This window comes from Flavobacterium hydrocarbonoxydans (assembly GCF_009789235.1).
Taxonomy (GTDB): domain Bacteria; phylum Bacteroidota; class Bacteroidia; order Flavobacteriales; family Flavobacteriaceae; genus Flavobacterium; species Flavobacterium hydrocarbonoxydans.
Window position 1 is genome coordinate 1 of record NZ_WSTB01000016.1, and the last position, 20,539, is coordinate 20,539.

A 20,539-nucleotide genomic window follows, 5' to 3' on the forward strand; every position below is an offset into this window, starting at 1 on the left:
GGAATTGATTATTTAAGTTAAACTAATCATTTATTCAAGAAAAGAGAAATCAAAAAGCATAAAATATACAGAGATATTTTATGCTTTTTTCGTTTCATTAAAATAGATTTAATGATTTTTTTTAAATGAAATATAAGGTTTAATTTTACTTAAATAAACTAATTTAAAACAAAAAAAAATGATTAAAATCTTAAAAACCATTGAATTTTTATCAAAAAACACTTCTTATCCTTACCAAGGAAACTATAAAAAATATAAAATAGAAGATATTCCAAAATCAAAAATGGAAATTTTGGAAAAACTTGAAGATTTTAAATTAAACACATTTTATCATGTAAGTACCGTAAAAAAAGAATATTTTGATAATGATTGTATAAAAATAAATAGCAATTATATTTTCATTCACGAAGAAATAGAAAATATATTAATTAATTATTTAATAGTCTACCATTTAGATTATTATAAAGAGTATTTTTATAATCCTAATTTAATGAAGTACTCTAATAATCTATCATTAGATTCTGTAAAAAAACAATCAATATCAACTTATTATTTTCCAGAAAAATTATTTTTTTAGAAATTGAAATTTTAAAACTGCTATTAAATATCTACTTCTGATACAACAACGACTGATTCACTTCAAAAGCAATACTTTCGTCATCGTTTACAAAATATTTCAATAAAACTTCACCCCAAATTTCGCCATTGCTGTAATCCGCAATAATCCAGCGGTGATTTAAAACTTTTACCTTATTGATGATAAATTTCTTGCCATCAATCATATCCTGACCTGTATAAGGATTTCCGGTCGGGCTTGAGTTTAAATCCATTAACTTTTCGGTTACAACCGGAATCAATTTTTCGTAAGCTATAAACTTTCCACCCGTAGCACTATTATCAAAATAATTTTGCGCATTTTCATTGTGTGCCAAAGAAAAATAATCCGCTTCAGTTAATTGTGTTGTAACCAAACTGATACTATCTCTTAGTTTTTTAGTTGTTTTTTCGTAACGTTCTTCTCCAAATTTTACCTCTCTACTATAAAACATATACGTAAAAACATTCATTAAAATAGCTAATAAAAAAAGGTAAAGCAGTAAGGATTTTTTCATTTTGTGGTATAATTTAAATTGTAATTTCTAAGTTGTCGTAGGCCAGGAATACATTTTCAGGCAATTGTTTCTGTACTTCTTCATGAAAGCCTAAAACATGGCTAATATGCGTTAGATATGCCTTTTCAGGTTTGACCAAATTTATAAAATCAAGTGCTTCCTGCAAATTAAAATGCGTGTCATGCGGTTCTACACGCAACGCATTCACAACCAAAACTTTTAAGTTTTTAAGTTTCTCCGTTTCAGCTGCTGCGATGGTTTTTACATCCGTCAAATAAGCAAAATCGTCTATGCGATACCCAAAAACCTGTAAGTCTCCGTGCATGACATTTACCGGAATTGCCATTTTATCACCTATTGCAAAAGGTTTATTATTGATAACCTCAATAGTTTTTACGCTTGGTGCGCCCGGATATTTATTGACGGTTTCGAAAACATAATCAAAACGGCGTTTCAGATTGTCGATTACCCGTTGATGCGCATAAACCGGAATCTCTCCCTGACGAAAATTAAACGGACGAATGTCATCCAAACCTGCTGTGTGATCGGCATGTTCGTGTGTAAACAAAATCGCATCGAGATGCCTGCAGCCACAGGAAAGCATTTGCTGCCTGAAATCGGGTCCGCAATCGATCACGTAAGAGTGCTCGTTCCATGTAATCCAGATCGCCACACGAAGCCTTTTATCCTTAGCATCAGTGCTTTTACAAACAGGATGATCGACCCCAATAATCGGGATGCCTTGAGAAGTACCAGTACCTAAAAAATAGACTTTCAATTGAACTTGATTTTTTTACAAAAATAGGATTATTTCTCTTTCATTAGAAGCCTAATTTGCTAACTTTGTAACAAATCTATTTAAAATAAAATGGGTACAGAAATAAAACTCAAAGGTGACAAGGTCATCGAACAGATTCCTTCTATAAAAGACAAAGCGTTACGCATTAATTTAAACGAAAATATCTACGGAACTTTTGCCGAAATTGGCGCTGGACAAGAAACAGTGAGGCACTTTTTCAGATCCGGAGGTTCATCGGGAACAATTGCAAAAGCGATGTCTGCCTACGACAAAGATTTTAGTGATGCCGTTTACGGAATCGAAGGCGACGGCCGCTACGTGACCGAAAACCGACTCAAAAAAATGTTGACCTTTGAAGGAGAACTAATTGAGGAACGTTTAAGCCGCGAAAAACACCCAAACAAGCTTTTCTTTAGTTATGCCAACACGGTTGCTACTATCGATTTTGCCAAACAATTTAAAGGCCACGGCTGGGTTGGAATTCGATACCAAATAGAACCTGACGAAGCCTACAACGAAATTATTCTACACATTCGTTTCAAAGAAACTGATGCCCGTTTACAACAAGAAACACTAGGAATTCTGGGAGTTAACCTGATTTACGGCGCTTTCTACAAATACAATGATCCTAAACGTTTACTGCGTTATTTATACGATCACTTAGACAAAGACCAACTCGAAATTGATACTATTAACTTCTCTGGACCACGTTTTGCGGATGTTGATAATCGTTTGATGAGTTTGCAACTGGTCAAAAACGGAATGACAGATGCCGTAATGTTTAACCCTGAAGGGAAAAATATTCTGCCAGCTGCCATTTTATACAAAAAAAACCTTCTTGCCCTTAGAGGAAGTTTCCGTCCGGTTACGAAAGTAAATATGGACATGTACGAGAAATCGCTTAAAATGTTTCTCGAAGAAAATAAGGTCGAAAAAGAAAACACATTAGTGGTTTTCGAAATCACACTTTCGAACTTACGTTCAGATGGTGAAATTGATGAACGCGACTTTATGGACAGAGCCGAATTGCTTTGTTCTCTTGGTCAAACCGTAATGATTTCGAACTTCCAGGAATATTATAAAGTAGTCGAATATTTTGCTAACTACACCAAAGCCCGAATGGGATTAGCAATGGGTGTCAACAACTTAGTCGATATTTTTGACGAGAAATACTACCGTCATTTAAGCGGTGGAATTCTGGAAGCTTTTGGTAAATTATTCTACCGAGATATGAAAGTTTTCTTGTACCCAATGCTTGATGAGAATGGTGTCCTGATGAATTCGACCAACTTAAAAGTGCATCCTAGAATGAAAGAATTGTACAAATTCTTTAAATTCAACGGAAAAGTAGTGGACATCGCTGATTTTGACCCAAACAATTTAGAGGTTTTCTCTCGCGAAGTCCTAAAAATGATTGGTCAGGGCAAACCAGGCTGGGAACGCATGTTACCTACAGGTATCGCCGAAATTATAAAAGAACACCACCTTTTTGGTTATCATCCGCAAAAGGAATTAGAACAAAACTAATTTCGGTTTTCAGTATAAAAAAAAGTCCAAAAGAGAAATTATCTTTTTTGGACTTTTTTTAGGAGCTATTTCCAGCTATCCGTTGCAATCTTTTGTGCCGAACCCCGGCACAAAAGGATTTCCACTTCTATCTGGGCTAGGGCATTAGGTTTTCATAAGAAAGTTTTTTTATAAAACCATAGTTTGTCATCCTTGACAAAGGAAGAATCTCAACTAGGAGCTCGATAATCCAGGTAAAGCTTTGTGTTAGTTTCTTGTGGGGATCCTTCCTTCGTGAGGATAACAAGATGGTTTTTATACTAACAATTAGACGCACTGCAGTGCGTCTCTACAATAAAAATGGAAATTCAAAACTCATAACACACAACCCATAACCCATAACACACAACTACTTCAAAATCTGAGCTGCGTGTTCTTTGGTTTTTACATTTTCGATAACCTCATCGATGATTCCGTTTTCGTCGATTACAAAGGTCGTTCTGTGAATTCCGTCGTATTCTCTTCCCATGAATTTTTTAGGTCCCCAAACGCCAAACGCATTAATTACCGATTTGTCTTCATCAGCCAATAACGGAAAAGGAAATTCGTATTTGTCTTTAAATTTTCCTTGCGCTTTCTGACTATCGGCACTTACACCTAAAAGTTCGTAATTATTAGCTTTAAAACGCTCGAAATTATCTCTTAAATCGCAGGCTTCAGCGGTACAACCTGGCGTACTTGCTTTTGGATAAAAGAAAACGACTAATTTTTTTCCTTTATAATCTGCTAATTGATGTGTTTTTCCGTCCTGATCTACTCCTGAGAAATTTGGGGCTTTATCGCCTGCTTTTAATGTTGTCATTTTTATATTTTAGATTGTTGATTTTAGATTTCCATACTACATCTATTTAACCGCAATCCCGATAGCTATCGGGACGCAAAGTTTTTACGCAAAGATAAGCTAAGTTTTAAGTCATTTTCAATGTGAGATTCGCAAAGCTTTACGCTGAAAGCTAAACCTCTATTTTACCGCAAAGGGCACAAAGGTTTACGCAAAGATACGGTAAGTTTTAAGTCATTTTCAATGTGAGATTCGCAAAGCTGTACGCTGAAAGCTAAACCTCTATTTTACCGCAAAGGCCGCAAAGGTTTACACAAAGATACGCTAAGTTTTTGCTCATTTTCAATGTGAGGTTCGCAAAGCTGTACGCTGAAACTCACATCTAACATCTAACATCTAACATCTAACATCTAACATCTAACATCTAATAACCCATAACCCACAACCCACAACTCACATCTCACATCTCACATCTCACAACTCACAACGCTAAATGCCCCAGATTGTAGTGAAAACCCCGCAGTTGTGGGAGTTTGCATTTTTTGCATTGGCAAAGCGACCGGAGGAAGCTCTTGCCAGGGCTTAAAAATGCAACTGCCAGAACGAGGAGTTGCAACGGAAAGCTGGATTAGGCACATGAGTAAAATTATACTATTTTTACGTGATTAAAAATACTTAAATGAATAAAGAAGCCCGCGTACAATTTGTTATCGATACGCTAAAAGAACTCTACCCTACCATACCTGTTCCGCTTGATCATAAGGATCCTTATACGTTGTTGATTGCGGTTTTACTTTCGGCACAATGTACCGATGTGCGTGTGAATCAGATTACACCCTTACTTTTTGCGAAGGCTGATAATCCGTATGATATGATTAAAATGTCGGTGGAAGAAATTAAGGAAATTATTCGCCCTTGTGGTTTGTCGCCAATGAAATCGAAAGGAATTCACGGTTTGTCACATATTTTGATTGATAAACACGACGGAAAAGTGCCACAGAGTTTTGAGGCTCTTGAAGCATTACCTGCTGTTGGGCATAAAACAGCGAGTGTGGTGATGTCGCAAGCATTTGGTGTTCCGGCTTTTCCGGTTGACACACACATTCATAGACTAATGTATCGCTGGAATTTAACCAATGGTAAAAACGTGGTTCAGACTGAAAAAGATGCTAAAAGATTGTTTCCGAGAGAAATATGGAACGATTTGCACCTGCAGATCATTTGGTACGGAAGAGAATATTCGCCTGCGAGAGGCTGGAGTTTAGAGAAAGATATTATTACGAGAACTATTGGCCGAAAGTCTGTAATTGAAGAAGCTACCAGCAAATAAATGTGGTAGCTTCTTATGTTTTTTTTTAATTTTTACATGCCGCTTTTTAGGGCATTGTATTCATTTGTCATGTCCAGTGAGCGATAGATTCCCAAAAGCGATTTGAGTGCATCTTCATTTTTGGGTTCGATTACCAATGCTTGTTTAAGATACGGAATGGCACTTTTTACAATTTCATCCTTCTGAGCATCAAGTTTTTCATACTCTTTTAAATCTTTTGGAGTATTTCCTAATAAATCCATTTGATCAATTAATACTTTTTTTAATTGTATTTTGATATATGCTAAGTTTACATAACAATCTATACATTTCGGATTTATTTGCAAGCCCTCTGTATAATATTTATCAGCATTTGTAAAATCGTTTCTTTCCAGATAAGAATACGCCAAAGCATTTAAAATTTCTGCTTTTTTTGAAGGTGGAGAAACATTTCTGGGCTTATCGTAAAGACCTTCTTTTATGTTAGACTCTCTGGCACTCATAGAAACAAAAGCCTCCTCCTTGTTTGTTTTTTTGTTGGTGGCATAAAAAATAACTGCCTTTCCGGAATAATTTAATCTTCGTAATTCCTCGTAATATTTAATTGAAGCCATATAATCTTTACCCGTTAAGGAAGAAGAAGCGGCATTCATTAGGTTTAAAGTATCTTTTTTATCGAATAAATAAACTTCGTAACTTTTATCGGCACTTTCTTTGAATTTTCCGGCTTGAAAATCGGCGTAAGCTCCATCTACCAGCTTAGATTTCATTTCTTTTAATGCTGAGTTGGCTTTGAAAGCATATTTATAATTTCGAGATTCATTTTCGTACAAAAGTACGTCCTGATAAGCACCTGATGCTAACGTAAAATTAGCTGCTGCATCAATATTTTTGGTTGCCAGATCTTTGTAAACGTTTCCTTTTAGATAAAAGAAGTCGGATTTGACTTCGTCTGGAGCATTGATTACCAGATACTCTACTTTCTTTAAAATTGCAGCAGCTTCCTGAGATTTTCCTTTATCATACAAAGATTCTGCTTCTTTTATTTCGTCTTTTTGAGCAAATGCTCCAATATTTATCATTAACAATAATGATAATATCATTAGGTTCTTTTTCATTTTGGTCAGGTTTAGTTGTTAAATAGATTTTACGGGGAACTCTGAGTTTTACAAAACATGGTATCTGTTTTTTTTACTCTACCCTAATGTGTTACAAATAATGCTTACAGTTGAATACAAAACTGATCTTTTGATTCCTGCAAATTTTAGTAAAACCATTTATTTGGTCTTACTGCTTTTATCGTAAAACACTAAGACGCACAACAAACAAAATAAAATAAAACGAGGTAATTTTTTTTCATAATCGATTTGGTTATTTGGTTAAACTTGTATTTTTGGTTTTATATTAAATGAATATTCTTAAATGTTTTAAAGTTTTTTATTACAAAAAACTTATTGATTATGTAATTTATTTATATAAAAAATTACTATTTAACTAAAATATAATTAAAAATCGAATATCTAAACAAAATTTATTCAAAAGGTGAAATTTTAACAAATCTAAACAGAAACAAATCCAAAATTCTTATAATTTATTTTAAAAATAAAAACAGTACCACACTATATATTAGTTCTTTATAAAAATAAATCTGAATTTAAGGCATAAAAAAACTCACTATTTATATTTGCGTATAAATAGTGAGTTTTAAACCAAACGACCAGTTGGTTTTTTCTTTCGAAATAAACATCCGACAAAAGTAGTGGGCTGTTTAATTAGCTATAATCTCAAAACTTTTATCGTTTACTTTTACCACTGTAAGTGCTTTTGAATAATTTAATAAAAATGAAACGACTTCTTTTTTAGGTTTTAAGTTTTTAGTAACTAATGTCTTTTTAGAGTAAATTTTTGCCATACTACAAATTGTTTTATTGTAGTATAACGAGCTAATACTCAAAATAGTATTAATTGGTTAAAATAATTTGATGTTTGTCTATAATTTTTCTCAAATTCATCAAAGCATAACGCATTCTGCCCAGCGCTGTATTGATGCTAACTCCCGTAAGTTCTGAGATTTCTTTAAAACTCATGTCCTGATACATACGCATAACCAAAACTTCTTTTTGATCATCCGGAAGCTCTTCTATCAGTTTTTTAAGATCAACTTCGACCTGATCCGCTATCATTTTATTTTCGATAGTCAAAGAATCATCCGACATGATAGAGAAAATCGAAAACTCTTCGGTTTCTCTGTACATCGGCATTTTTTTAGTCTTGCGGAAGTGATCTACAATGAGATTGTGAGAAATACGCATTACCCAAGGCAAAAATTTACCTTCTTCGTTATAGGAATTGGATTTTAAAGTTTTGATTACTTTGATAAAAGTATCCTGGAAAATATCATTTGAAATGTCTCTATCGGCAATCTTAGAATATATAAAACCATATATTTTAGACTCATGCCTTTTTATCAATATCGCAAGGGAATTTTCGTTGCCATCGATATAATTTTTAACTAATAGAGCGTCTGGAATGTGCAGATCAGCCATAGTACTACCTTTTTAGTTTTGTTTAAATTTTAAGAATTTTTCTAAAAAGTAGTTTTATTGTATAGGCTAATCAGTTTTTGGGTTATGTTAATATTTTGTTCAAATTTAACAAATAATTATTTTAAAAAGCAAATAAAACACATAATAAATAACAATAAAATCATAAAAAAAACGATACGAAACATATTGTTTTTGCAAATTACACTCAAAAAAACAGATAATCTCACGCTCAATCTGCTTTTTAAACAGCTATAACTCACTTTATTCAAGCGAATTAATCCTTATTTGATTTATTATGGTTTTTACTGATACACGCGTACATAATCAACATAAAATTTTTGCGGCAGTACACTATCATCTACATCAGGTCCTCCAAAATTGCCTCCTATTGCTAAATTAACAATGATATAAAAAGGTTTATCAAATGGCCAGGTGTCTTCGTTTTTTACCGGAGGATTAAACGTATAAACCAACTCAGTATCTACAAAAAAGTCTATTTTATCCTTATCCCATTCGATAGCATAAACATGGTAGCCCTCTTCGATATTTTCGAATTTTGTTTTTTTGGTATTGATGGTATTACCATGGCTATCTTGTGTGTGCAGGGTAGTATAAACCATGTGCGGATCTCTTCCTATATATTCTAAGATATCAATTTCGCCGGTTTTTGGCCATTTTACCTCATCGATATTTGCCCCTAACATCCAGAATGCCGGCCATAAACCGTGCCCAACAGGAAGTTTTGCCCTGGCTTCGATACGTCCGTACAGAAATTCTTTTTTTCCTTTTGTAGTGATTTTGGTCGAAGTATATTTATTCCCGTCTTTTTTGGCTTCGATAATAAAATTTCCGTCTTTTATTTCGTGATTGTCTTTGGTATAAAGCTGTCTTTCATTGTTTCCCCAACCACAAAGATTTGGGCAGCCATCACCCAATTCGTAATTCCAAACTGATTCGTTTATTTTTTTTTCATCAAAATTTTCTTCCCAGACCAATTTTCTTTTTACCTCTTGTGCGTGGCAAAAGCTACTGATCATCAATAGTAATATTATTTTTTTCATTTGCTAAAATTATGCTGTTATTAAAATTAAGAAGGCCAGCCTAGACTGACCTTCTTATTTTTTTTTTAATTATTCTCTAAACTATTGATATACTCTGACATAATCAATTTCCATTGATGATTGTGTAAAAGCAGGATCAATATTTCCTCCAAAATTACCTCCCATAGCAACATTAAGGATTAAGAAGAAGTCTTTGTTAAACGGCAAAGAGGCAGTATTTGTAACCGAATGAATTAATACATCATCAGCATAAATTTTTATAGAACCTGGTGTCCAGATTGTTTTATAGACATGAAACTCTGTCGATACATTTGGTATCGTTTTGCTTCCAGAATCTGCACTTCCTCCAAAACGTCCCGGATAATGAAGCGTACCATGAATTAAATTCTGGCTGTTACCCACATGCTCCATGATATCAATTTCGCCACAGGCAGGCCATTCCTGAGTTGCATAATTTTGCCCTAACATCCAGATAGCAGGCCATGTTCCTCCTCCTGTTGGTAGCTTAGCGCGAACCTCAACTTTTCCGTAGGTAAATTTAAACTTATTATCTGATTTTATACGTGCTGATGAATATTCTGCTCCACCAGAAGCTTCTTTTTTAGCCGTAATTATAAGGTTTCCGCCTTGTACAATTACGTTTGATGCAGAAGTGGTATAATTTTGTTTTTCATTATTACCAAAACCACTGCTTCCTAAATCATACCCCCATTTAGTCGCATCCGGAGCTCCATCAGTATTGAACTCATCAGACCAAACTAAATTTGTATAATCTGTAATAGGATCCGGATTCTGGTTAGGCGGTGTTGTTGTAAAGATATGATACCAAGCCAATGCAGGATTTCCTCCCATTACGGCTCTTACAACCATTCGGTTAGCGGTAATCGATAAAATTTCGTAAGAACTCTGACCAATATAATACCCCATAAAACCACCATCAGCAAAATTTAACATAGTCCCTCTGGTTTGTGTTAAGTGATCTGGATTTGCCATTACAACAGATTCTGAAGGACTTAATGATACATTTTTAGCTCCACTTACATCATACGCTAAACACGCATCATCCGGAGAGCTTCCGCCAGCTACACTTGCAAAAGCAGCATTAAAGAAAGTTGCTCCTCCATTGTCTAATTCAAATTTCAGTTGCTCGCCATCAAGAGAGAACGTTAGTACGTTTTCGTATAAACAGCTGCTTGCCGGTGAACCCGCTTTTTCGAAAGGACCAGCCTGATAGTAGTTTGCATAGTAGTTTTTAGTTGCATCACCGTCATTTTGTCCTACTCCTAAGTGTCCTGGCTCAGATGCTGACCAATACCATTTTTTAGAAGTACCGCCAGTTAAAAATTCAACTGCTTCCGGATCGCTAAAGTTGCTTAAAACTTCTACTTCGACAGTAGTATTAGTCGCTACTCCACCTTTGCCATAAGCAATTACGGTTGCAGTGTATTTATTGATACCGGTTTTAGTAAATCTTTTGTCTGGAAATTCTCCGCTAGGCGCATTTTTAGAGGTGCCATCGCTAAATACATATTTATAGGAAATTGCATTATCAGCAGTTGCCTTAAACTTAACAATCCCTGATCCGTCTCCAAAAGGAGCTTCGGCCGTTTTTCCAACAATCTCAAAAGTTACCTCAAGATTCGAGGGTGCCGTTATATCTCCAAAAGCGTAATCATCTTTCTGACAGCTTACCGCCAAAAGAATCGCAAACAGAGAAACTATACTTATAATTATTTTTTTACTCATGATTTCTTTTTTTAGTTGGATTGTTTAATGTCATCAAAATAATAAGTTGCACCGGTACCCATTTGTCCAAAATCAGGGAACAAAATTACGCGGTCGTACTTATTTGAGGTACTAAAACCTGGTGCCGTTGTCAAATCGAAAGTCAATACCTCCCACGCATTTGCTACAGTACTTGCTGCATGCACTTCGATAAAAACAGTTGGATTTCCGTTTCCATCTTTTGGTGAGGTCGAAAGTTCCATTTTATATAAAATATCAGCACCTACTTTAGGAGACCAAACGTTTACTTTTACAATTGTCCCTTTAGCATAATCAATTGGTGTTTCAAGGTTCAGACTTGCTCCAGCCCATACCTGCGCACCAGCTAATTTTTCAATCTTTACAACATTATTCGATACATTCGCTCCAGTTTTATCAGGATTTGCTACAACAGCAGCCGGAATTGCGCCAAAGCTATCACTTCCAAAACCTGACCAAGCGTATGTTAAGGTACTCGATTCAAAATCAAGAGGTAATTCTATAACTTGTGCAGGCGTTTTGTAGAAATAAATATTATCTACAAATACACTTCCTCCTGCCCAAGGAGTTCCAACTAATTTCAACTGAAAGATATCTGCCACTGTTAATCCCTGACTTGTAAAGGCCGAAATTGGAATATCAATACTGGTCCATTCATTGGCCGTCAAATCTTTTGTAACTGGTTTTTCTCCATTAGTTAAACTAATCAAAGATGTTTCGATTTTTTGTAAATCTGCTGTCCATACATCCATGTGCAAATAATCCATTCCGGAAACATCAATTGAAGTTCCATCAGCCAATGCAATTCCCTGATAACTCAGGTTGATATAATTCAGCATTTTATCTCCATTCAAATCAAATTCACCCCAACTACTTCCTTGTCCTGCCTGTCCCCAATCTGGGAAAAAGTTAGTTCCTGCTACATTGGTGTATTTTGAACCGTAGATAGAAATCACATTTCCGGCTGATCGGTTAGGTGGTGTTGGAGCAGCCGAAGTTGGATTTAAAATCAATATAGCTGTAAATTCCTGACTGAATTCTGTCGTTTGGATCGCAGCACTTTTTGCTACTACACGAATCGTGTAAACTCCTGCCTCCTGATAGGTGTAAGAAACTTCATCACCAATATTCGCCGAAACCGGATCTGGTTTCCCTGCTTCTCCAAAATAAACATCATAAAACAAAGCAAAATCTGCCGTTGCCTTAACAGTTACTTTTTTAGATACAGCCACATCATTTGTAATGGTTACTACCAAATTTTCCGGAGCTTTAAACGAAACCACAACATCCTGCTCAGCTTCTGTCGTTTTTCCGTTCAGTCCCATTGCAATAATCTTTGCTTTGTAAACTCCTTCAGGATAAACATGCGATATAGTTTCTCCAGGTGCTATAGCAGTAGATACTGCGCCACCATGTCCAAAATTAATTTTGTATTGCGTAGCGCCTTCGCCTTTAGGCAAAAAAGTTACTTTACCGGTGTTGTCCTGTGTTACGGTTACTAAAGCCGAAACGTTAGCTGGTGCACTAATGCCCTCTAAATCTATACCGTTACTATCGTCATTAGAGCAAGCGATAAGCATTGCTAAAACGAAAAGACTTATAATTAAATGTAATTTTTTCATAATGAATGTTTTTTTTAATATCCAGGATTTTGTGCCCAGTTTCCGTTTGCAAATTGAATTTCTTCGATTGGAATTGGAAATAATTCGTTTTTATTTGCTTTAAAACCTGGTATTGTTCCTACTGCTTTTCCAGTTCTCACCAAGTCAAAGAAACGATGTCCTTCACCAAAAAGTTCTAATCTTCTTTCTGCCAAAATAAAATCGGTAAGAGCAGCTCCTGAAGCTGATATATTGTGATTTGAATCTCCAAAAGCACGTTTTCTTACTTCATTTAAGTATCCTCTTGCTTTAGCATCATCAATTCCTCCACGGTTGTAAGCTTCAGCAGCCATCAAAAGAACATCAGCATAACGAATAGCTCTGTAATTGTTTGGGTTGGTTAAGTTTAAATCTCCTGCCGCTTCTGCGCTTCTTTTTCTTGGTAAATATTTTCTGTTAAAGAAACCCGTATCTTCATTTCCTTTTCCAAATGTAATTCCGTTACCACTATCAAAATCTGTATTCGCTTCGGCCCAGGCATTAATATCTAAAATCGCAACATTTTTACGCTTGTCACCTACTTCAAAAGCATCAGCACTTTCCTGAGTTGGAATATTAAAACTAAATCCTGATGAGAAAAGAGGTCCTGAATAATTTCTAATTCCGCTAAAACCAACGGCTATGTTACCTTCACTACATTGCAAACATCCAAAACCAGCACCTTCAACATCTGTATATTGTACTTCGAAAACAGATTCAGCACCGTTCTCTCCAGCCATTTCAAATATTGAATCATAATCTGTAACCAAAGAATAAGGAGAAGTCGAGATTAAACCCTGAAGCGTGGTAGCAGCTTGCGAAAATTTATCCTGATACAAATAGGCTTTTCCTAATAAAGCTTGTGCTGCACCCTTAGTCACTCTTCCTTTTTGAGAAGCAATTGGAGATAAATTAGCAACTGCGAAATTTAAATCAGCCTCGATAGAAGCATACACTTCCTCAACTGATGAACGCGGAATTGTAGTTTCATCTCCAATTTTAAACCTCGCATCGCCTTTCATCGGAATACCACCAAACCATTTTACTAATTCAAAATGATAGTATGCTCTTAAAAAACGTGTTTCGGCTATAAGTTGTGCTTTGCCTTCAAAGTCAGTTTTGTCCTGAAATTCCAGTATGTAATTTGTTCTTTGAACACCAGCGAACATCCAGGACCAAATGTCTTTCAAATTACTATTTACCGGTGTATGAATCATGTCGTCTATTTGTTGAAAACCTACCACATCGGTTGGACTTTCTCCTCCTGCCAAAGTATTATCAGAAGCAATTTCTCCTAATAAAACATTTACATAAGTAGATTGAAGGATGTCATAAGCAGCTATCAATGCCTGATCGTATTCTTCTTTAGAATTAAAATAGTTCTCAGAATCAATTGAATATTCTATCTTAGGATTTACAAATTCATCCGAACAGGAAATCGTTACGGTTGAAAGTAATACTATCGTTACTATGGTTGAAAATAAATATTTTTTCATTTTAATTGAAATTAAAAATTAATGTTAAGCCCTAATATATAGGTTCTTGGAATTGGATAAAATCCATAATCGATTCCTCCTCCAATAGGAGCTCCATTTGAAGCACCCGGGTCATAACCTTTATACTTGGTAAACGTGTATAGGTTATTTACTCCTGTGTAAAGTCTTAACTTTGTCATTCCAGCTTTTTGGGACACTTTAGGATCAAGTGTATATCCTAATTGAATGTTCTGAATTCTGAAATAAGAAGCATCTTCTACAAAATAATCCGAAAAGTTACTATTTGAAGTTGCACCTGTAGTTACTCTTGGAGTAGAATTTGAAGTACCTTCACCAGTCCATCTGTCTAAAACGTAATCTAAACGATTAGCATCAGAAAGGTTTCTTTCATAGTTGCGTACCATATCATTTCCTATAGAAGCAAATGTATAGGCAGCAAAATCAAGGTTTTTATAATTTAACTGTAAATTGAAACCCATTGTAGCATTTGGAATTGGGTCACCAATATTCGTTTTATCATCAGTAGTAATAACACCATCACCATTGATATCCGCAAAACGAATATCTCCAGGAGCTGCAGCTGCTCCAAGAGCAGTCTGAGATGGATGAGCATCAACTTCTGCCTGATTCTGAAAAATTCCATCGGTTTGGTAGCCATAGAAGTACCCCATCGGAAAACCTTCTTCCATTCTTGAAGGAAAAGGCTGCCCTACTCCAAATGCGCCACCTGGAACAAATCCTGTTCCGTTATTTACTTTTAAAACTTCATTTTTAATAAAAGTTACATTATAACCTAAGCTTAAACTGAATTTATCTGAAAAAGTTTCTTTATAATCAATAGCAAATTCAAAACCTGAATTTCTGGCTGTACCAGCATTTACTGTAGGTGAACTTGCTCCTGGAGCTCCATTACCCGTGATGGCAGAAACTGGAATACCTGGTATCAATAAATCTGCTCTGGTATCGCTAAAATAATCAGCTACAAAAAACAATTTGTTATCCCATAATTTCAAATCAAAACCAACATCAAACTTTCTTGATTCTTCCCATTTAATATCCGGATTAGGTACTTGTCCCATTGCAGTTCCGTTTACCAATGCACCATCAAAAACATAAGTTCCCTCTCCTCCTAAAAGTCCAACATATCCGTAATTAGGAATCTGATCATTTCCTAATGTACCATAACTGGCTCTAATCTTAAAAAAGTTAATTAATTTTTGATCTCCAAAAAAACCTTCGTCAGACACTACCCAACCTCCAGTGAAAGAAGGAAAATACCCCACTTGATTTCCTGGTCCAAATTTGGTAGAAGCATCACGTCTTAATATCGCTGACAACAGGTATTTTTGTTTGTAATTATATTGCAATCTTCCAAAATAAGAAAGCCTTCTTTGATCATAAGTATAGGAGCCATTATTTAAAACTTTCGCAACAGTTTTTGTTAACGAAATATCAGCAAAATCCCAAGAATTGTTTGGTACATCAAAACCAGTTGCAGAAAGTCCATTACCCCATTCCTTATAGATGGTTGTACCAATAGTACCCACAAAATTATGGTTGTCAGCTATTGTTTTGGTATATGTTCCATAAAGGTCAAATGAATAATTATTATCGTTTACGGTTCCTTGATTTACACTACTCTGTACCACATCAAATACTTTTCCTCCGTAGCTAATTTTCTTGGCAAAACTTCTGGATTCGCTATTAGAAGAATTAAATCCTATTGAACTTGTAATTACAAATTCTGGAGTAAGTTTATAATCTAAAGCAAAATTTCCGTTTAATTTTTTATAGTTATAATCGTTATAAGTGTTCTCAATTTGAGCTAATGGGTTAATGATTTCATTTCCTAAACCAGTTGTATTTGGTACTAAAGTTAATTCACCATTAGCATCATAAGCACTTAACGTTGCTGGTACGTTCAGGGCATTAAACAATACTGATCCTAAACCGTTTTCATTTAATGTTTTTCTATTAAAATAAGTATAAATAACATTTGTTTTCAACTTAAGTTTGTCTGTTATATCAGCTCCTAAACCTATTCTGGCTGTATTTCTTAAAAAACCAGATTTATCTCCCCCAACGATTCCTTCCTGATCCAGATGCGAACCACTTACTGAATAAGTAATTTTTTCTGAACCTCCGGAAATACTCAAATCATGATTAATAATGGGAACTCCTTTTCTAAAAACTTCATCCTGCCAGTTCGTTCCTTTTCCTAATCCTGTAACGTTAGGGTAAGGAAGTGCTCTTCCACCATTAGAATAGCTTTCATTCAACAACAAAGCATATTCAGTTGCATCCAGAGTTGGTAATTTTCTTGATGTTTCCTGAAATCCTGTATAGGTATTGTATGAAACTCTTGCTGCCGTATTCTTTTTACCCATTTTGGTGGTAATCAAAATAACACCATTTGCTCCTATACTCCCGTAAATAGCTGCTTGCGAGTCTTTAAGAACTGTAATCGTTTCGATATCATTTGGATTTAACAAACCTAAATCTCCCTGATACCCATCAATTATGGTCAATGGTCTGTTTTCTCCATTTGTAGCAATACCACGAATACGAATATCCAATGGTGCTCCCGGAGCTCCGGATTGAGAAGTAACATTAACCCCTGAAATAGTTCCCTGTAAAGCCTGTTCTACTTTAATAGGTTTCAAAACATCCAGTGTTTTACTGTCTATTACAGATACTGAACCTGTAACCTCTCTCTTTTTCTGACTACCGTAACCAATAACGACCACCTCATCAAGTGACTTGGCATCATCACTCATTTTAACTGTGACTTTGTTACCGGAAACCACAACTTCCTGTGTTCTGTAACCAATGTAACTCACCACAATTGTAGCTCCCGTAGAGAGACCTTTTAGTTTAAAGGATCCGTCAAAATCGGTGGTTGTACTTTGTGACGAATTTTTGACCTTTACATTTACGCCAGGTAGTGATAAACCAGCGCCATCGAGTACTGTTCCGTTTACATCAATTGTCTGCGAAAACGCAAAGGATGTAAACAGCATCAATACTAATAGTAATAATTTCGATTTCATAATTAGTTAGTTTTTATTGAATGATAAAAATATCATAACGAATTAAGAATGCGATAAAATTAACCTCAACAAAAAACATACATCATAAAAAAAAGACATTATAATTTAATAAATCATAAAAATATCCTGATTTACCAATAAAAAGAGAATGTTAATTTTTTTAACATATCCAACAAAAAACCACAACAAAAGGTCAATGTTGTGGTAATGTATAGGTGTTTTAAGATTTTTTACGCTGTACTATACAGCCAGAATATATTCAACTAAACCGATTTCGTGCTGCAAATCCATTTTCTTGCGCAAACGGTATCTTTTTATTTCGACACTTCGAACCGATATATTAAACAATGGAGCGATTTCTTTTGAGGAAAGATTTAATCGCAGGTACGCACATAAGCGTAAATCATTAGGAGTAAGCAAAGGATGAAGTTGTTTGATTCGCTTTAAAAAGTCTTTATCAGCACTATCAAATGCTTCTTTAAAGATTTTCCAGGAATCTTCTTCAGTAATGTTTTTATTAATAGTACTAATTACTGATTTGATGTTTTTATTATCGTCCTGTGCTGTTTTATTCAAGTCATCTTTTATAAAAGCCAAAAGTTCATTTTTACTATTCAGACTCATCGTAGAAACGGCCAGTTCTCTGTTTTTATTGTCAACATCTAATGATAATTGTTCATTTCGAAGTTTCATCAGCTGTTGTTCGTTTTCTAGTTCTTTAATTTCCAGCAAAAGATTGTTTTCTTCAATTAATTTTTCTTTTTGTTTGTTATAATAATTTCGATACGATTTATTGATAAAATACCCCAAAACAATTAATAATAATAAATAAACAAAACAAGCCAAATTCGTCAAATACCAAGGCTTCAACACTACAAAAGTATAAGTAGCCATGGTAGGCAAAAGTGTATTGGCGTATTTTGATCTGACTTTAAAAGTATATGTACCTGGCGATAAGTTTTTAAAATTTACAGATGATTTTGTACTCCATTCGCTCCAGTCATTCTGAAAACCTTCCAGCAAATACTGATATTCTGAGTTGATGTACTTATTGTATTCCGGAACCGTATAGTTTAAAGTAATGTTGTTATCACTGGAACTAAATCTTCCTTCTTCTTTTAAAACTACATTTTTAAGTATTTCATTTTGCTTATTAATGAATATTTCCGAAATCGAAACGGTATAGTTATTAAAACTCAAATCATCAATATTAAGCGTATAATAGCCATCAGTGGTTCCTATCAAATAAGTCGATTTTGAAATTTGTGTAATATTCTCAAAACCGGACATCGAATTAGTCAGGGTTGATGGAATCGGAATCACATTTTGCTTCAGCTGATTACTCAATTTACTGGCTGAGAAATAATGAATATAATTTTTAGAAAAAAGCCAAATTTTGTTTGCGTTATCTACGACCAGCTTACCGGATGTATATTCGTCTTTTTCAAAAATCGAACTTAATAATTTATCTTTTTCAAATTTTTTTGTAATCAGATTGAGTTTAAAAATTCCTTCTTTATAAGCATAATAAATGGCTCCGTTAAATTTGACCAAACTTGCATTTTTTCCTTTTTTTGGCGTCGAATACGTATAAACCTCTTTTGTACTCAAAAAAGCATTGTCCGGCTTTAATCTAAAAACACCTTTATATTCATGACTTACATAAAGATCCAGATTGGGCATAATTTCGAAATAGCGCGAAGATGAATCAAAACCTTTAATCTTATTCTTAAAAACCCATCGGTTATTGACTTTCTCCAGAACCGAAATTCCGTAATAATTCCCCTGAAGCAATTTATTTTTCGCATTCGGAACAGGCTCAAATTTCCAGGTACCAGATGCTGAAAATATAGTATTTGCCGTTGTATTTTCGATTATAAAAGTCCCGGAATCATGACCGCAAAAAAGCGTATTATCATACTCAAATAACGACCAAACCTGTCCTTTGGTACCACTTACAAACTGAAAATCAGCATTGGTTTGGTATTTTTTACAAAACAATCCCTGATTAGTTCCTACATACAACAAACCGTTATGCGTAATCGAAGCATACACCGTTCCTAAAACCCCTGTATCGTCTGTAAAACTATGTACCGGAGTTTTTAAATTGATACAATTAATTCCGTTGTCAAGCCCTACCCAAACATTTTGATCTCTATCTTCAAATAACGACAAGGCTGTATTATTACTCAATCCTTTGCTTTGCGAAATATGATAACGCAACTCCCCTTCTTTGGTTAAAATAAAAACACCATTAGAAACCGTTCCAAGTGCATAACTGCCGTCCTGAAGCCTTTGACTGCTGTAAACAAAACCGGATTTCAACTCCCTGTCTGCAGCTGTAGAAAAACGTGTTAAATTACTGCCTATCAATTTGTAAAACCCATCCAATTGTGTCTGAATAAGCAATCCTTCCTCAGTTGCAAAAACATTTACAATAGTAAAATTTTTCAGGACAGGATTATTCGAAATGAGTTTTCCTTTACCGCTTTCTATTTCAAAAAGACCTTCTTTTATGGTTTGAAAATAAATCGCATTTTTAGTAGCAAAAGATTTTATGACACCATTTTTTGGCGAAATAATTTTAAAAGTTTTGGTTTTAGTATCATAAATATAAATCCGGCTCAAAGACTGAAACAAGATCCACTGATCGTATTTCAGAATATTCCAGAACTGTTCGTCATCCAGAATTTTAGATTTAATTTTATCGCTAAGCGAAGTGTATTTCAGTTTTCCATTGGCTTGTCGGGTCCAATAGCCAAAATTCATATAACAGCCCGTATAAATAGTGTTATCAATCACTTTTACAGAACGCATAATGGTTTCATTGGGCGTAGGATACAACTCCCAATTGGTTCCATTGAATTCCAAAAGCCCTTCATTATTAGCAAAATAAAGATAATTCTGATCGTCCTGCGAAATCATCCAGCTTTGATTTCCAGCACCATAAATTGTAGAGGGGTATTTTATAATGGGCGGAAGTTCCTGAGAAAAAAGTTTGAAACTCATCAAAAAAAGCAGCAGGTATAGTTTTGATTTCAATTTGAATTATGTATTAATTTATTTATTACTATTCGTTTCTTACACCAATCATTGAGAATGGCGCACAGATGAAACTGATTTTAACAGATTAACGCAGCTTGTGATTTACAAAGAGCTATGAAAACAGCCGGTTTTATCTGTTCAATCTGTGTCATCTCTGGTCAATTTTTATTTAGTCCGCTTTGCGAACAATTGTGTGATTTATTATAAAAAACGCTCTAAAATAAGTTATTTTTTATTGATGTCATTATCTTTTAATAAAAAAGCTACAATTCAGAAAAATGGAATTTCAACTGAATTTAATGACTTAAAAGATGGTGAAAATTTAACGTGAATTTAGAACAAATGGACAACTATCGTTAACTAAACTCAA

The 20,539-nt window shown here is 34.6% G+C and carries 15 protein-coding genes; 3 read left to right on the top strand and 12 right to left on the bottom strand.

Features of this window, described 5'->3' with window-relative positions:
- The first annotated feature begins 178 nt into the window (after positions 1-178).
- Complete coding sequence (locus GON26_RS19855) at positions 179-577, top strand: hypothetical protein (RefSeq protein WP_160376516.1); 399 nt, start codon at positions 179-181, stop codon at positions 575-577.
- A 31-nt stretch (positions 578-608) separates the two neighbouring features.
- Here GON26_RS19855 and GON26_RS19860 read toward each other — a convergent pair whose 3' ends face one another.
- Positions 609-1,112 (bottom strand): hypothetical protein, encoded by a 504-nt coding sequence (locus GON26_RS19860; RefSeq protein WP_160376517.1) that lies wholly within the window; start codon positions 1,110-1,112, stop codon positions 609-611.
- A 13-nt stretch (positions 1,113-1,125) separates the two neighbouring features.
- Positions 1,126-1,890 (bottom strand): MBL fold metallo-hydrolase, encoded by a 765-nt coding sequence (locus GON26_RS19865; RefSeq protein WP_160376518.1) that lies wholly within the window; start codon positions 1,888-1,890, stop codon positions 1,126-1,128.
- A gap of 90 nt (positions 1,891-1,980) precedes the next feature.
- Between GON26_RS19865 and GON26_RS19870 the strand changes: the two genes are divergently transcribed.
- A complete protein-coding gene (locus GON26_RS19870) occupies positions 1,981-3,438 on the top strand; it encodes a TonB-dependent receptor (protein WP_160376519.1) in 1,458 nt (485 codons plus the stop codon).
- A 388-nt stretch (positions 3,439-3,826) separates the two neighbouring features.
- Here GON26_RS19870 and bcp read toward each other — a convergent pair whose 3' ends face one another.
- A complete protein-coding gene (gene bcp, locus GON26_RS19875; RefSeq protein ID WP_160376520.1) occupies positions 3,827-4,279 on the bottom strand; it encodes a thioredoxin-dependent thiol peroxidase in 453 nt (150 codons plus the stop codon).
- Positions 4,280-4,937: 658 nt separating this feature from the next.
- Between bcp and GON26_RS19880 the strand changes: the two genes are divergently transcribed.
- Positions 4,938-5,588 carry an endonuclease III domain-containing protein gene (locus tag GON26_RS19880; RefSeq protein WP_160376521.1) on the top strand — a complete coding sequence of 217 codons (651 nt, stop codon included), beginning with the start codon at positions 4,938-4,940 and terminating at the stop codon, positions 5,586-5,588.
- Positions 5,589-5,620: 32 nt separating this feature from the next.
- Here the strand turns inward: GON26_RS19880 and GON26_RS19885 are convergent, their stop codons facing one another.
- The 9 genes from GON26_RS19885 to GON26_RS19920 form a co-directional block, all read right to left on the bottom strand.
- Complete coding sequence (locus GON26_RS19885) at positions 5,621-6,685, bottom strand: hypothetical protein (RefSeq protein WP_160376522.1); 1,065 nt, start codon at positions 6,683-6,685, stop codon at positions 5,621-5,623.
- Positions 6,686-7,335: 650 nt separating this feature from the next.
- The gene (locus GON26_RS21610) at positions 7,336-7,479 is read right to left on the bottom strand and encodes a hypothetical protein (RefSeq protein WP_202110909.1); all 144 of its coding nucleotides are present in this window, start codon (positions 7,477-7,479) and stop codon (positions 7,336-7,338) included.
- Positions 7,480-7,528: 49 nt separating this feature from the next.
- Positions 7,529-8,113, bottom strand: a complete 585-nt coding sequence (locus GON26_RS19890; RefSeq protein WP_160376523.1) for an RNA polymerase sigma factor — start codon at positions 8,111-8,113, stop codon at positions 7,529-7,531.
- A gap of 302 nt (positions 8,114-8,415) precedes the next feature.
- Positions 8,416-9,174, bottom strand: coding sequence for a glycoside hydrolase family 16 protein (locus tag GON26_RS19895; protein ID WP_160376524.1), 759 nt, complete (start codon positions 9,172-9,174; stop codon positions 8,416-8,418).
- A gap of 81 nt (positions 9,175-9,255) precedes the next feature.
- On the bottom strand, positions 9,256-10,920 hold the full coding sequence (locus GON26_RS19900; protein ID WP_160376525.1) for a glycoside hydrolase family 16 protein: 1,665 nt from the start codon (positions 10,918-10,920) through the stop codon (positions 9,256-9,258).
- Between the two features lie 11 nt (positions 10,921-10,931).
- The gene (locus tag GON26_RS19905) at positions 10,932-12,560 is read right to left on the bottom strand and encodes a hypothetical protein (RefSeq protein ID WP_160376526.1); all 1,629 of its coding nucleotides are present in this window, start codon (positions 12,558-12,560) and stop codon (positions 10,932-10,934) included.
- A gap of 14 nt (positions 12,561-12,574) precedes the next feature.
- Complete coding sequence (locus GON26_RS19910) at positions 12,575-14,074, bottom strand: RagB/SusD family nutrient uptake outer membrane protein (protein ID WP_160376527.1); 1,500 nt, start codon at positions 14,072-14,074, stop codon at positions 12,575-12,577.
- An 11-nt stretch (positions 14,075-14,085) separates the two neighbouring features.
- Entirely contained in the window at positions 14,086-17,124 is a 3,039-nt protein-coding gene (locus GON26_RS19915) for a SusC/RagA family TonB-linked outer membrane protein (protein ID WP_160376528.1), read from the bottom strand.
- A gap of 240 nt (positions 17,125-17,364) precedes the next feature.
- Positions 17,365-20,166, bottom strand: coding sequence for a triple tyrosine motif-containing protein (locus GON26_RS19920; RefSeq protein WP_317164720.1), 2,802 nt, complete (start codon positions 20,164-20,166; stop codon positions 17,365-17,367).
- Between the last annotated feature and the right edge of the window lie 373 nt (positions 20,167-20,539).